This window comes from Pedococcus sp. P2_E2 (genome assembly GCF_056403955.1).
Map to the genome: position 1 here is coordinate 174,114 of NZ_JBFUEM010000001.1, position 13,293 is coordinate 187,406.

Sequence of the window (13,293 nt, forward strand, 5' to 3'; positions counted from 1 at the left end):
GCCTATGGCACGGCAGGACGACGCCCGGGCATCGCCGCAGGTCAGGTGTTGCGGAACCGGTCGATCTGCGGGAGCAGGGCGGCCCGCTTCTCGGCGTCCGTCACGCCGAGCCCAGCCTCGGGGGAGAGGGTGAGCACGCCGACCTTGCCCTGGTGGGCGTTCCGGTGCACGTCGAGCGCAGCCTGCCCGACCTCGTCCATGGTGTAGGTCTTGGAGAGGGTGGGGTGGATGAGGCCACGGTTGATGAGCTCGTTGGCCTCCCACGCCTCGCGGTAGTTGGCGAAGTGGCTCGAGATGATCCGCTTGAGGTTCATCCACAGGTAGCGGTTGTCGTACTCGTGCATGTAGCCCGACGTCGAGGCACAGGTGACGATGGTGCCGCCCTTGCGCGCGACGTAGACGCTGGCCCCGAAGGTCTCGCGCCCGGGGTGCTCGAAGACGATGTCCACGTCGTGACCGCCGGTGAGCTCACGGATCTTCTTGCCGAGCCGCTGCCACTCACGCGGGTCCTGCGCGGTGTTGTCGTCGTTCCAGAACTTGTAGCCCTCGGCGCTGCGGTCGATGATCAGCTCGGCGCCCATGTCGCGGCAGATCTGGGCCTTCTCCGGCGAGGAGACGACACAGATGGGGGTGGCGCCACCGGACAGCGCCATCTGGGTGGCGTAGGACCCCAGACCACCTGAGGCGCCCCAGATCAGGACCCGGTCGCCCAGCTTCATGGCGGCGCCGTTCTTGGAGATCAGCTGGCGGTATGCCGTGGAGTTCACCAGGCCGGGAGACGCCGCCTCCTCCCACGTCAGGTGGGCCGGCTTGGGCATCAGCTGGTTGGACTTGACGATGGCGAGCTCGGCGAGGCCACCGAAGTTGGTCTCGAAACCCCAGATCCGCTGCTGCGGGTCGAGCATGGTGTCGTTGTGGCCCTCGGCGTCCTCGAGCTCGACCGACAGGCAGTGCGCGACAACCTCCTGGCCCGGCGTCCACTTGGTGACTCCGGGCCCGGTCCGCAGGACGACACCGGCGAGGTCGGAGCCGACCACGTGGTAGGGCAGGTCGTGCCGCTTGGCGAACTCGGAGGTGCGGCCGTAGCGCTCGAGGAACCCGAAGGTCGACACCGGCTCGAAGATCGAGGTCCACACGGTGTTGTAGTTGATGGCGCTGGCCATGACGGCGACGAGCGCCTCACCGGGCGCGAGCTCGGGCACCGGGACGTCGTCGAGGTGCAGTGACTTGCGCGGGTCCTTCTCCTTGGTGGCCAGGCCCTCGAAGATGCCCACCTCGTCCTTGTGCACCGTCACGGCGCGGTAGGTCTCGGGAATGGCCAACCCGGCATACGTCTCCCGGGTGCGGTCCCCGGAGAGGATGGCGTCGCGGATTTCCTGCATGGGTCTGTCTCCTCGGCGTCGTCGGCACGGCTGCAGGCGAAACTACTGCGGAGTAAGGCAATCGGGATGCTGGTGAGACTCCGGTCACGCGGTGACCTACCTCACGCCAGCCTTCAGTGGGTCTCGTGGGCAGGCTGGACGAGCTCGACCAGGATGCCGCCCGCGTCCTTGGGGTGGATGAAGTTCACCCTCGAGTTGGACGTGCCGCGCCGCGGCTCGTCGTAGAGCAGCCGCAGACCACGGTCGCGCAGCACCTGACTGACCGCCTCGACATCCTCCACGCGGTAGGCAACCTGCTGGACGCCCGGCCCGGAGCGGTCGAGGAACTTCGCGATCGTCGACTCCGGTGACAGGGGCGCCAGCAGCTGGATGTGCGACCCGCTGCCGCCGACCGCCATCATCGCCTCGCGGACGCCCTGCTCCTCGTTGACCTCCTGGTGCGCCAGCGTCATCCCGTAGGTGTCGCGGTAGAAGGAGATCGCCTCGTCGAGGTCGCGCACCGCGACCCCCACGTGGTCGATCGCGGTGAAGAGCTCGGTGGGCAGTTCAGTCATGGTCGCCAGCCTAGGCCGAGCCGGGTATGCCGCGACATGAGCGATGCGTCACGCTCCAGACCGCGCCCCTAGACTGGCGACCATGTCCGCACTGTCCCGGGACGACGTCGCGCACCTCGCCGGCCTCGCCCGCATCGACCTGTCCGATGCCGAGCTCGACCGGATGGTCGGAGAGCTCGGCGTCATCCTCGAGTCCGTCGCCAAGGTGCAGGAAGTCGCCGCGGACGACATCGAGCCGATGTCCCACCCACTGCCGCTCACCAACGTCACCCGCCCGGACGAGGTCCGTCCGTCACTCGGGGCGCAGGCCGCCCTGTCCGGGGCGCCGGAGCAGGAGCAGCAGCGCTTCTCGGTGCCGCGCATCCTCGACGAGGACTGACGGGCCACGCCAGACCGAGCCCCGACCGCGCAACCGACCCCCACTGCGGCCCACGCCGCCGACCCCATGTCCGCGTCCCACCAGCGACAGACCGAGGACCACCACCCGTGAACTCCGACATCACCCGTTCCAGCGCAGCCGAGCTCGCGCATGCGCTGAGCTCCCGCGAGCTCAGCTCCGTCGAGGTGGTGCAGGCCCACCTCGACCGCATCGCGGCCGTCGACGCCGACGTGCACGCCTACCTCCACGTGGACGGCGAGGGTGCCCTCGCAGCGGCCCGCACCGTGGACGAGCGGCGCGCAGCCGGGGAGGAGCTCCACGTCCTCGCCGGCGTGCCGATCGCCGTCAAGGACGTGATGGTGACCCAGGGACTGCCGACGACCTGCGGGTCCAGGATCCTCGAGGGGTGGATCCCGCCCTATGACGCCACCGTCGTGGCCCGCCTCAAGTCGGTCGGCATGCCGATCCTGGGCAAGACCAACATGGACGAGTTCGCGATGGGCTCGTCCACCGAGCACTCCGCCTACGGCCCCACCCACAACCCGTGGGACCTCACCCGGATCCCCGGCGGGTCGGGAGGTGGCTCCTCAGCCGTCGTCGCGGCATACGAGGCGCCGTTGGCGATCGGCACGGACACCGGTGGCTCGATCCGCCAGCCGGCCTCGGTCACGGGCACCGTCGGGGTCAAGCCGACCTACGGCGGGGTGTCCCGCTACGGCCTCGTGGCGCTCGCCTCCAGCCTCGACCAGGCGGGCCCGTGCACGCGCACCGTCCTCGACGCTGCGCTGCTGCACTCGGTCATCGGCGGGTACGACCCGATGGACTCCACCTCGATCAACGCCCCGGTACCCTCGGTCGTCGAGGCCGCACGCCGCGCGGACGTCAGGGGGCTCAGGGTCGGGGTGATCAAGGAGCTCGGTGGCGAGGGCTACCAGGCTGGCGTGCGCGCCCGCTTCGACGAGTCCGTCGCCCTGCTCCAGGAGGCCGGTGCCGAGGTCGTCGAGGTGTCGTGCCCGAGCTTCGACTACGCGCTCGCGGCCTACTACCTGATCCTGCCCAGTGAGGCGTCCTCCAACCTGGCCAAGTTCGACGCGATGCGTTACGGCCTGCGGGTGCTGCCCGAGGGCGTCGACGACCCCAGCGCCGAGCAGGTCATGGCGGCCACCCGTGACGCCGGCTTCGGCGACGAGGTCAAGCGCCGCATCATCCTCGGCACCTACGCGCTCTCGAGCGGTTACTACGACGCCTACTACGGCCAGGCCCAGAAGGTCCGCCGGCTGATCGCGAACGACTTCCAGGCCGCCTTCGGTCAGGTCGACGTGCTGGTCAGCCCGACGGCACCCACCACCGCGTTCAAGCTGGGCGACAAGCTCGACGACCCGATGTCGATGTACCTCCAGGACGTCGCCACCATCCCCGCCAACCTCGCCGGGGTGCCCGGGATGTCACTGCCGAGCGGCCTGGCCGACGAGGACGGCCTGCCCACCGGCATCCAGATCCTGGCGCCGGCAACGAAGGACGAGCGGCTCTACAACGTGGGCGCGGCCCTCGAGAAGATGCTCGTCGACAGGTGGGGCGGCTCACTGCTGGCCAAGGCCCCCCAGCTGACCGCGAAGGGAGCGTGACCACGATGAACACCGCTACGGCCACCGCCGAGGAGATCGTCGACTACGACGAGGCGCTCGAGCGCTACGACCCCGTGATGGGTCTTGAGGTGCACGTCGAGCTCAACACCGCGACCAAGATGTTCTGTGGGTGTGCCACCGAGTTCGGCGCCGAACCCAACACCCAGGTCTGCCCGGTCTGCCTGGGGCTGCCGGGTGCGCTGCCCGTCGTCAACGAGAAGGCGGTGGAGTCGGCCATCCGGATCGGCCTCGCGCTCAACTGCGAGATCGCGCAGTGGTGCCGGTTCGCCCGGAAGAACTACTTCTACCCGGACATGCCGAAGAACTTCCAGACCAGCCAGTACGACGAGCCGATCGCCTTCGAGGGCCACCTCGACGTCGAGCTGTCCGACGGCACGGTCTACCGCGTCGCGATCGAGCGCGCGCACATGGAGGAGGACACCGGGAAGTCGCTGCACATCGGTGGCGCCACGGGACGCATCCACGGCGCAGACCACTCGCTGGTCGACTACAACCGGGCCGGCATACCCCTCATCGAGATCGTCACCAAGCCGCTGACCGGTGCCGGTGAAAGGGCGCCCGAGGTGGCCAAGGCGTACGTCGGTGCGCTGCGCGAGCTGCTGCGCGCCCTGGGCGTCTCCGACGTCAAGATGGAGCAGGGGTCGCTGCGCTGTGACGCCAACGTCTCGTTGCGCCCCAAGGCCACCGGGGACCAGAGCCAGGACGACGTGCCGCTCGGCACCCGCACCGAGACCAAGAACGTCAACTCCCTGCGCAGCGTCGAGCGCGCGGTGCGGTACGAGATCACCAGGCACGCGGCGATCCTCGACAAGGGCGACAAGATCATCCAGGAGACACGACACTGGCACGAGGACACCGGGGTCACGACGAGTGGCCGCGAGAAGTCCGACGCCGAGGACTACCGGTACTTCCCGGAGCCTGACCTCGTGCCCGTCGCACCGACGCGCGAGACGGTGGAGGAGCTCCGCGGCACCCTGCCCGAGGCCCCTGGCCTTCGCCGCAAGCGGCTCCAGGCCGAGTGGGGCTACAGCGACCTTGAGATGCGTGACGTCATGAACGCCGGGGCGGTTGCCCTCATCGAGGAGACCGTCGCCGCGGGCGCGACCCCGGCTGCTGCGCGCAAGTGGTGGACCGGTGAGCTGGCCCGCCGTGCCAACGTCGAGGGCACCTCGGTGGAGGACTTCGGCGTCACGCCTGCCCACATCGCCGAGCTCGACGGTCTGGTCCGTGGGGGCCGCCTGAACGACTCGATGGCCCGCCAGGTCCTCGACGGCGTCATCGACGGTGAGGGCACGCCCACCGAGGTCGCCGACGCGAGAGGCCTCGAGCTGGTGCAGGACGACGACGCCCTCGAGGCGGCTGTCGACAAGGTCATCGAGGCCAACGCCGACGTGGCCCAGAAGGTGCGCGACGGCAAGGTCCAGGCCGCCGGTGCACTCATCGGTCAGGTGATGAAGGAGATGCGGGGCCAGGCCGACGCAGGCAAGGCCCGCGAGCTGATCCTGGCCAAGCTCACCTGAGTTCGTCGCCCTGTTGGACGGGGGCCTTCCGGATATCCGGAAGGTCCACTTCCAAAACGGGGGTGAGGTGCGCGGGCGCTAGAGGGTTGCCAGGTTGAGCGCGACCAGCTTGTCGTCGCCGGCCCGCGGGCTGCCGCGGAAGGTGTTGCTGGTCAGCACCCACAGCCGTCCGTCCGGACCCGCCACTGCGTCGCGGAGCCTGCCGTAGCGGCCGTGAAGCAGTCGCTTGGGGGTGCCGATGCCATTGGCAGCCAACGGAACTCGCCACAGAGACTGACCCCGCAGGGCTGCCATCCAGACCGCGCCGTTCGCCACGGCGATCCCACTCGGAGACGCGTCGGAGGTTGCCCACTGGGCGAGGGGGTCCGTGAACTTCGAGCGACCGGCCCGTCCCTCGACGACCGGCCAGCCGTAGTTGCGACCCGGCACGATCAGGTTGAGCTCGTCCCAGGTGTTCTGTCCGAACTCGCTCGCGAACATCCGTCCGTCGGGGGCCCAGGCGATGCCCTGCACGTTGCGGTGCCCGTACGTCCAGACGGGGGAGTTGCCGAACGGGTTGCCCGGCGCTGGTCTGCCGTCGGTCGTGATGCGCAGGATCTTCCCGCCCAGGGCGCGCTCGTCCTGGGAACGCTCGGAGTGGCCGGCGTCGCCCGTGGTGACGTAGAGGTAGCCGTCCGGGCCGAAGGCAAGTCGCCCGCCGTTGTGGTTGCCTGCCTTGGGTATGCCGCGCAGCACCACGGTCGGCTTCGTCGCCTTCCCGCCGCTGAAGGTCAGCCGGACGACCCGGTTGTCGTCCGCGGCGGTGAAGTAGACGAAGATGCTCTTGTCGCTGGCAAACCGTGGTGACACCGCCACGCCCAGCAGCCCGCCCTCGCCATCGGRTCGCACACCCGGGATCTCGCCGAGCACCGTCGAACCCCGGCCGCTGCGGACGTGCAGCAGCTGCGCCTTGTCGCGCAGCGTGACCAGGGCGGAGCCGTCCGGGAGGAACGCGATGGCCCACGGGACGTCGAGGTTGGTCGCGAGGGTGGAGGTCGCGGGGATGGCCCTGGTTGGGGTCGTTGTCGGGGTCGTCGTGGCGCCACTCGTGGTCGAGCCGGTCGGCGTCGAGGTGGCCGTGGTCGAGGAGGTCAGCACGGGCGCGGAGACGGTCGTCCCGTCGCCCGACCTGTCTGTGCCCGAGCACCCGCAGACCAGCAGCACGGCAGCCACCCCGGTGGTGGCAGCGGCCCCTGCGGAGGTGCGCCGGCGACGAAGCGGTGCACGCGGCATACCCCATTGTGCGTGACGGGGCGCGTTCGCACCTGACCGCGGCGGGTCCTCGCCCCCGGGCGGACGTGCCGCCACCGCGTGGGGTCTCGGGGCTAGCGTGGGAGACATGACGCTGGTGACCCTGCCGGGGCAGGAATGGGTGAACGTGGTGGGACCGATCACGGGGGTCGAGCTCGCCGTGTGGGAGCTCGACGGCGCTCCGGACCGGGCCGAGGAGATCAGGGTCGTCGTGCCGCCGTACATCGGGGCCGGTGGTCGGCTGGGCGCCCTCTCGCACGTGCCCAACCTCGAGCTCGTGCAGCTCCTGACGGCCGGTTACGACGACGTGCAGGCCGTGCTGCCCGACGGAGTGAGGCTCGCGAACGCCACCGGGGTCCACGACGCCTCGACGGCAGAGCTGGCGGTGGCGCTCACGCTGGCGAGCCTGCGCGACTTCCCGGACTTCTTTGCGGCCCAACGGGAACGCACCTGGCTGCCCTCGACGTTCCACCACGCCTTGGCCGACAAACGGGTGCTGGTGCTGGGCTACGGCGCCATCGGGCGGGCGATCGCTGCCCGGCTCACGCCGTTCGAGGTCCAGGTGACGGCGGTGGCGAGCCGTGCGCGGGCGGGGGACGAGCTCGTGCGGTCCGTCCACGGGGTCGACGAGCTGCCGGACCTGCTGCCGCTGCATGACGTCGTCATCGTGATCGTGCCGTTGAGCGCGCACACGGCGGGCCTGGTCGACGACGACTTCCTGGCTGCCCTGCCCGACGGTGCCCTGGTCGTCAACGTGGCGCGGGGTGGGGTCGTTGACACCGACGCGCTGGTGCGACACGCGGCGGCCGGCCGGATCCGGGCTGCCCTGGACGTCACCGACCCCGAGCCGCTGCCGCCCGACCACCCCTTGTGGACCACGCCGGGAGTGATGATCACTCCGCACGTCGGCGGGGCCTCGACCGCGTTCATGCCACGCGCCGCGCGCCTGCTGCAGGAGCAGCTGGGGGCGTATGCCGCCGGGAGACCGTTGCGAAACCTGGTCTGACCACTCGCGCTGGCACGGAGGATTCCGGCCTGCGCTCCGATGAGTTCTGCGGTGCTTCCGGGTCGATACCGACAACACGTGTCGTAGGGCCAGAGGAGTGCCAGTATGGGAAACATGGGTGAGACCGTCGTCGGAATAGGCACACGCAAGGGGTTGTGGCTGGCTCGCAGTGAGGACCGGCAGTCGTGGCGGGTCGAGGGTCCGCACTTCCTGATGAGCGAGGTGCTGTCGCTGCTCTTCGACACCCGCACCGACCCCACCAGGCTGCTCGTGGGGTTCCGCTCGTCGCACTGGGGTCCGTCGTTGCAGCACTCCGACGACCTCGGGGCCAGCTGGGTCGAGCACCCCGACGGGTCGATCCGCTTCCCGGAGGACACCGACACCGCGCTCAAGGCCACGTGGCAGCTGGTGGCCGACCCGCACGACCCGTCGGTGGTCTGGGCCGGCACCGAACCCCAGGGGCTGTGGCGCAGCGCGGACCGGGGCGAGACGTTCGAGCTCAACCGGGGGCTGTGGGAACACCCCCACCGCCCCGAGTGGGGCGAGGGCTTCGGTGGCGGAGCCATCCACACCGTCCTGCCGAGCCCGGTCGACGCCGACAGCATGCTCGTCGCGATGAGCACCGGTGGCGTCTACAACACCCGTGACGGCGGGGCGTCGTGGAACCCCGGCAACACCGGCATCCACGCCTACTTCCAGCCGCACGACGAGTGGCCCGAGTTCGGGCAATGCGTCCACAAGGTGGTGCGCGACAGCGGCACCCCGACCCGGCTCTACGCCCAGAACCACAGGGGCGTCTACCGTTCGGACGACGACGGGGTCACCTGGACGTCGATCGAGGCGGGGCTGCCGACGAACTTCGGCATGACCGCCCTGGCCCACCCCCGTCGCGGCGACACCATGTGGCTGGTGCCGATCGCCTCCGACGGTGAGCGCATCCCGCCGGGTGCTGAGCTCCAGGTCCAGCGCACCGACGACGCCGGGGCGACCTGGCGCACCCAGCACGACGGACTGCCCTCCCCGTGCTACACGAACGTGCTGCGTGATGCCGCAGGCCTGGACGACCACCCCGAGGAGCCGGGCCTGTACCTCGGCACGCGCAACGGCGAGGTCTACGCGTCGGTCGACGGCGGCGACTCGTTCGCGCGCATCGTCGAACAGCTGCCGGACGTCCTCTGCGTGCGGGCGGTCACGCTTCCATGACCGCTCGCGTGGTGCTCCCGGGCTTGTTGCGCGAGCTGGCCGACGGTGCGGCCGAGCTGCCCGTCGAGCTGGGCGCCCAGGCCTCGCTCGCCGATGTGCTCGACCGGGCGTTCGAGCCGTGGCCGATCCTGGCGTCGCGCGTGCGGGACGAGCGGGGCGAGATCCGCCGACACGTCAACATCTTCGTGGACGGCGAGGACGCCAAGCGTGCCGACGGGGTGCAGACAGCGGTCACCCCGAACTCGACGGTCCACGTCATCAACGCCGTGTCCGGCGGCTGATCGCCCCCACTTGTTGCCACCTCGTCGTCACCAACCGCCGATTTCGGCTCCCGGTGACGAGCAGGCGGCAACAAGTCGTGGACCTCAGGCGGTCCAGGCCCCTTCGTCCCACGCCGCTCGCAGCACGGCGAGGTGGGGTTCGAGGTCCCACCCTCGCTCGGCGAGCCAGGCGTCGTTGCGATAGGTGCCGGCATACCTCTCCGAGCCGTCGCAGAGCAGCGAGACGATGCTCCCGCCTTCGCCCCGCTCGGCCATCTCGCACGCGAGGCGCAACGCGCCGAACAGGTTGGTGCCGGTCGATGCGCCGCCGCGCAGCCCCGTGCGTTCGGTGAGGAAACGCATCGCCGCGACGGAGGCGGCGTCGGGCACCAGCATCATCCGGTCCACGACGCTCGGGACGAAGCTCGGCTCGACCCGCGGCCGGCCGATGCCCTCGATGCGCGACCCGCACGCCGCCGTGACGCCGGCGTCGTCGCCGCAGAACGCCGGGAGGAAGGCCGAGTGCTCGGGGTCGACGACACACACCTGGCTGGCCAGGCCCCGATAGCGGACGTACCGCCCGATGGTCGCGCTGGTGCCGCCGGTGCCCGCGCCCACGACGACCCAGTGGGGGACCGGGTGCCGCTCGCGACCCATCTGCTCGAAGATCGACTCCGCGATGTTGTTGTTGCCGCGCCAGTCGGTCGCGCGCTCGGCATAGGTGAACTGGTCGAGGTAGTGGCCGTCACGCTCCTCCGCGAGCTGTCGCGCGACCTCGTAGACCTCGCCAGCGTCGTCCACGAAGTGGCACCGGCCGCCCTCGCGCTCGATGAGGGCGATCTTCTCCGGGCTGGTCGTCCGCACCATGACGGCGATGAAGGGCAGGCCGAGCATCCGGGCGAAGTACGCCTCGCTCACCGCCGTGGAACCGCTCGACGCCTCGATGACCGTGGTCCCGTCGTGCAGCTCACCGTTGCACAGGGCGTAGAGGAACAGGGACCTCGCGAGGCGGTGCTTGAGGCTGCCGGTGGGGTGCGTCGACTCGTCCTTGAGGTAGAGGTCGACGTCGGGCAGCCCCGGGAGCGGCACGTGCACGAGGTGGGTGTCGGCGCTGCGGTTGGCGTCGGACTGGATCCGGCGGATCGCCTCGTCGAGCCAGGGCCGGTCGGTCGGTGCGGTCGCCCTGACGTCGATCAGGGCGGGCGGCTGCTCCATCGGTCGTTCCTCACTGGGCGGAGAGGTATGCCGCGGCCGCGGGTTCACTGCCTCGGGTCCACCTCGTCGTGGTGGGACGAAGGGTAGCGGGCCGAGGTGGCTGGCTCGCTCAGCCGTGGCGGCTGATCCGGGGCGGCAGTCGCCGCGCCCTGAGCGCTGCTGTCAAGACTGGTTGTTGAGGTCCAACGGGTCCATGCTCGGGGTATGACCCTCGCCAGTGATGACAAGGTGCTCATCCTCTTCCGCCACGCCAAGGCTGAGCAGGTCATCGGCAAGCCGGACCACGAGCGCGCGCTCACCGGCCGGGGCAGGCGCGATGCCCGGGCGGCCGGCGTCTGGATGCACGAGCATGAGCTCGGTCCCGAGCTGGTGCTGTGCTCGACGGCGATGCGCACCCGACAGACGTGGGCCGCGGCGGTCGAGGGAGGAGCCTGCGGCGAGACCATCGAGTACGCCGACGGCATCTACTCCGGCGGCGCGCAGACCGTGCTCCAGACGGTTCGGGAATCGGCGGGGGAGGCGCAGGTCGTGATGGTGGTTGGGCACAACCCCACGATGGCAGCCCTCGCCAGCGGGCTGTCCGAGGGCGACGGCTCGTCGGCGGCGCACGAGTGCCTGGCCGCCGGGTTCCCGACGTCGTCGCTCGCCGTCCTGCGCTATGCCGGGCCCTGGTCCGGGCTCGACTTCGGAACGGCCGCGCTCGAGCGCTGCCACGTCTCTCGCGGCTGACCGCGCAGGTGGCCCCGCTGGTGTCCGCAGGGCTGGCGGCGCTGGGAACTGCACGGCATACCCGGCGGTTTTCGGCTTGTGAGACCGGCGTCCCACCCTGTGGACCCGAGTTCTAGACTCGGCCCATGACGACCACCGAACCCGCCGCGGGGGCAGCCACCAACGGCGTCGACATCAAGCCGCGCAGCCGTGACGTGACCGACGGCATCGAGAAGACCGCAGCGCGCGGCATGCTGCGCGCGGTGGGCATGGGTGACGACGACTGGGTCAAGCCGCAGATCGGGGTGGCCAGCTCGTGGAACGAGATCACGCCCTGCAACCTGTCCCTCGACCGGCTCGCCAAGGCCGTCAAGGACGGCGTGCACGCGGCCGGTGGTTACCCGCTCGAGTTCGGCACGATCTCGGTCAGCGACGGCATCTCGATGGGCCACGAAGGCATGCACTTCTCCCTCGTGAGCCGCGAGATCATCGCGGATTCCGTGGAGACGGTGATGAATGCGGAGCGCCTCGACGGTTCGGTCCTGCTCGCGGGCTGCGACAAGTCCCTGCCGGGAATGCTGATGGCCGCGGCGCGCCTCGACCTCGCCAGCGTCTTCCTGTATGCCGGGTCGATCCTCCCGGGGATCGCCAAGCTCTCGGACGGCTCCGAGAAGACGGTGACGATCATCGACGCCTTCGAGGCCGTCGGGGCGTGCGCCGCAGGGCTGATGTCGCGGGCCGACGTCGACGCGATCGAGCGCGCGATCTGTCCGGGCGAAGGTGCCTGCGGCGGCATGTACACCGCGAACACGATGGCTTCGGTCGCCGAGGCCATCGGGATGTCCCTGCCCGGGTCGGCGGCGCCGCCCGCCACCGACCGCCGCCGCGACGGGTTTGCCCGCAAGTCGGGTGAGGCTGTCGTCGGTCTTCTGCGGCGGGGCATCACGGCACGCGACATCATGACCAAGGAGGCGTTCGAGAACGCCATCGCCGTCGTGATGGCCTTCGGCGGTTCGACCAACGCCGTGCTGCACCTGCTCGCGATCGCCAACGAGGCCGAGGTCGACCTGACTCTCGACGACTTCTCGCGCATCGGGGCCCGGGTGCCGCACCTGGCCGACGTCAAGCCGTTCGGCCAGTACGTCATGACCGACATCGACCGGGTCGGGGGAGTGCCGGTCGTGATGCGCGCGCTGCTCGACGCGGGGCTCCTGCACGGCGACTGCCTGACCGTCACCGGCAAGACGATGGCCGAGAACCTCGCCCACATCGCCCCGCCCGACGTCGACGGCAAGGTCGTCCGGGCGATGAAGGAGCCGATCCACAAGACCGGTGGGATCACGATCCTCAAGGGCTCGCTGGCCCCCGAGGGCGCTGTGGTCAAGTCGGCCGGCTTCGACTCCGACGTCTTCGAGGGCACCGCCAGGGTGTTCGACGGCGAACGCGCAGCGATGGACGCCGTCGCACAGGGGTCCCTCCAGGCGGGCGACGTCGTCGTCATCCGTTACGAAGGACCCAAGGGCGGCCCGGGGATGCGCGAGATGCTGGCCGTGACCGGTGCCATCAAGGGTGCCGGGCTGGGCAAGGACGTGCTGCTCCTGACCGACGGCCGCTTCTCCGGCGGTACCACCGGTCTGTGCGTGGGACACGTGGCGCCGGAGGCGGTCGACGGCGGACCCATCGCGTTCGTCCGGGACGGTGATCGCATCACGCTCGACGTGGCGAACGGCGTGCTCGACGTCCACGTCGACGAGGCAGAGCTGGCTCGTCGCGCCGAGGGCTTCGTGCCGCCGGAGTCCAAGTACCCCCGCGGCGTCCTGGCCAAGTACCGCAAGCTCGTCGGCAGTGCCAGCGGCGGGGCCGTCTGCGGCTGAGGGTCTGTGACTGAGACGACAGGTCCGGATCGTGGGACCCGTTGTCTCGCACGTTGACACCCTTCGGGCCGCGCGGGAGAGTTCTCGTGTGGCACGAATTCTCGTACTTCATTAGCGCGCAGGCTCCTTGAGCCAGCGCGCTGCCCTCCGTCGTCCTCACCCGAGGACTGGAGGGCTTTTTTGTGAGCAGGCACAGCGTGAGCAGGCACAGCGTGAGCAGGCACAGCGTGAGCAGATCAGCGTGGTCCAGCACCAG

At 70.1% G+C, this 13,293-nt stretch carries 12 protein-coding genes; 8 read left to right on the plus strand and 4 right to left on the minus strand.

Features of this window, described 5'->3' with window-relative positions:
• Positions 1 to 41 precede the first annotated feature (41 nt).
• Positions 42 to 1,382: a crotonyl-CoA carboxylase/reductase gene (gene ccrA / locus AC1DWR_RS00785; RefSeq protein WP_477615559.1), complete on the minus strand. Its 1,341-nt coding sequence runs from the start codon at positions 1,380 to 1,382 to the stop codon at positions 42 to 44.
• Positions 1,383 to 1,495: 113 nt separating this feature from the next.
• Positions 1,496 to 1,936: a methylmalonyl-CoA epimerase gene (mce, locus tag AC1DWR_RS00790; RefSeq protein WP_477623305.1), complete on the minus strand. Its 441-nt coding sequence runs from the start codon at positions 1,934 to 1,936 to the stop codon at positions 1,496 to 1,498.
• A gap of 82 nt (positions 1,937 to 2,018) precedes the next feature.
• Between mce and gatC the strand changes: the two genes are divergently transcribed.
• The 3 genes from gatC to gatB all read left to right on the plus strand — a co-directional run bounded on the left by gatC (position 2,019) and on the right by gatB (position 5,481).
• On the plus strand, positions 2,019 to 2,315 hold the full coding sequence (gatC, locus tag AC1DWR_RS00795; protein WP_477623306.1) for an Asp-tRNA(Asn)/Glu-tRNA(Gln) amidotransferase subunit GatC: 297 nt from the start codon (positions 2,019 to 2,021) through the stop codon (positions 2,313 to 2,315).
• 107 nt (positions 2,316 to 2,422) lie between these two features.
• Positions 2,423 to 3,940, plus strand: a complete 1,518-nt coding sequence (gene gatA, locus AC1DWR_RS00800) for an Asp-tRNA(Asn)/Glu-tRNA(Gln) amidotransferase subunit GatA (protein WP_477623307.1) — start codon at positions 2,423 to 2,425, stop codon at positions 3,938 to 3,940.
• 5 nt (positions 3,941 to 3,945) lie between these two features.
• Positions 3,946 to 5,481: an Asp-tRNA(Asn)/Glu-tRNA(Gln) amidotransferase subunit GatB gene (gene gatB / locus AC1DWR_RS00805; RefSeq protein ID WP_477623308.1), complete on the plus strand. Its 1,536-nt coding sequence runs from the start codon at positions 3,946 to 3,948 to the stop codon at positions 5,479 to 5,481.
• Positions 5,482 to 5,559: 78 nt separating this feature from the next.
• On the opposite strand, the gene AC1DWR_RS00810 is transcribed toward gatB, so the two are convergent.
• Positions 5,560 to 6,753, minus strand: a complete 1,194-nt coding sequence (locus tag AC1DWR_RS00810; RefSeq protein ID WP_477623309.1) for a PQQ-dependent sugar dehydrogenase — start codon at positions 6,751 to 6,753, stop codon at positions 5,560 to 5,562.
• Positions 6,754 to 6,859: 106 nt separating this feature from the next.
• Between AC1DWR_RS00810 and AC1DWR_RS00815 the strand changes: the two genes are divergently transcribed.
• The 3 genes from AC1DWR_RS00815 (at position 6,860) to AC1DWR_RS00825 (ending at position 9,261) form a co-directional block, all read left to right on the plus strand.
• On the plus strand, positions 6,860 to 7,777 hold the full coding sequence (locus AC1DWR_RS00815; RefSeq protein WP_477623310.1) for a 2-hydroxyacid dehydrogenase: 918 nt from the start codon (positions 6,860 to 6,862) through the stop codon (positions 7,775 to 7,777).
• 114 nt (positions 7,778 to 7,891) lie between these two features.
• Positions 7,892 to 8,980, plus strand: a complete 1,089-nt coding sequence (locus tag AC1DWR_RS00820) for a WD40/YVTN/BNR-like repeat-containing protein (protein ID WP_477623311.1) — start codon at positions 7,892 to 7,894, stop codon at positions 8,978 to 8,980.
• Positions 8,977 to 9,261 carry a MoaD/ThiS family protein gene (locus tag AC1DWR_RS00825; protein ID WP_477615551.1) on the plus strand — a complete coding sequence of 95 codons (285 nt, stop codon included), beginning with the start codon at positions 8,977 to 8,979 and terminating at the stop codon, positions 9,259 to 9,261. The genes AC1DWR_RS00820 and AC1DWR_RS00825 overlap by 4 nt, the downstream gene beginning before the upstream one ends.
• An 84-nt stretch (positions 9,262 to 9,345) precedes the next feature.
• On the opposite strand, the gene AC1DWR_RS00830 is transcribed toward AC1DWR_RS00825, so the two are convergent.
• Positions 9,346 to 10,455, minus strand: coding sequence for a PLP-dependent cysteine synthase family protein (locus tag AC1DWR_RS00830; RefSeq protein WP_477615550.1), 1,110 nt, complete (start codon positions 10,453 to 10,455; stop codon positions 9,346 to 9,348).
• Positions 10,456 to 10,659: 204 nt separating this feature from the next.
• On the opposite strand from AC1DWR_RS00830, the gene AC1DWR_RS00835 reads away from it, so the two are divergent.
• Together AC1DWR_RS00835 and ilvD are read left to right on the plus strand one after the other, a co-directional pair.
• Entirely contained in the window at positions 10,660 to 11,184 is a 525-nt protein-coding gene (locus AC1DWR_RS00835; protein WP_477615549.1) for a SixA phosphatase family protein, read from the plus strand.
• 125 nt (positions 11,185 to 11,309) lie between these two features.
• Positions 11,310 to 13,037 carry a dihydroxy-acid dehydratase gene (gene ilvD, locus AC1DWR_RS00840; RefSeq protein ID WP_477623312.1) on the plus strand — a complete coding sequence of 576 codons (1,728 nt, stop codon included), beginning with the start codon at positions 11,310 to 11,312 and terminating at the stop codon, positions 13,035 to 13,037.
• The last annotated feature ends 256 nt before the right edge of the window (positions 13,038 to 13,293 follow it).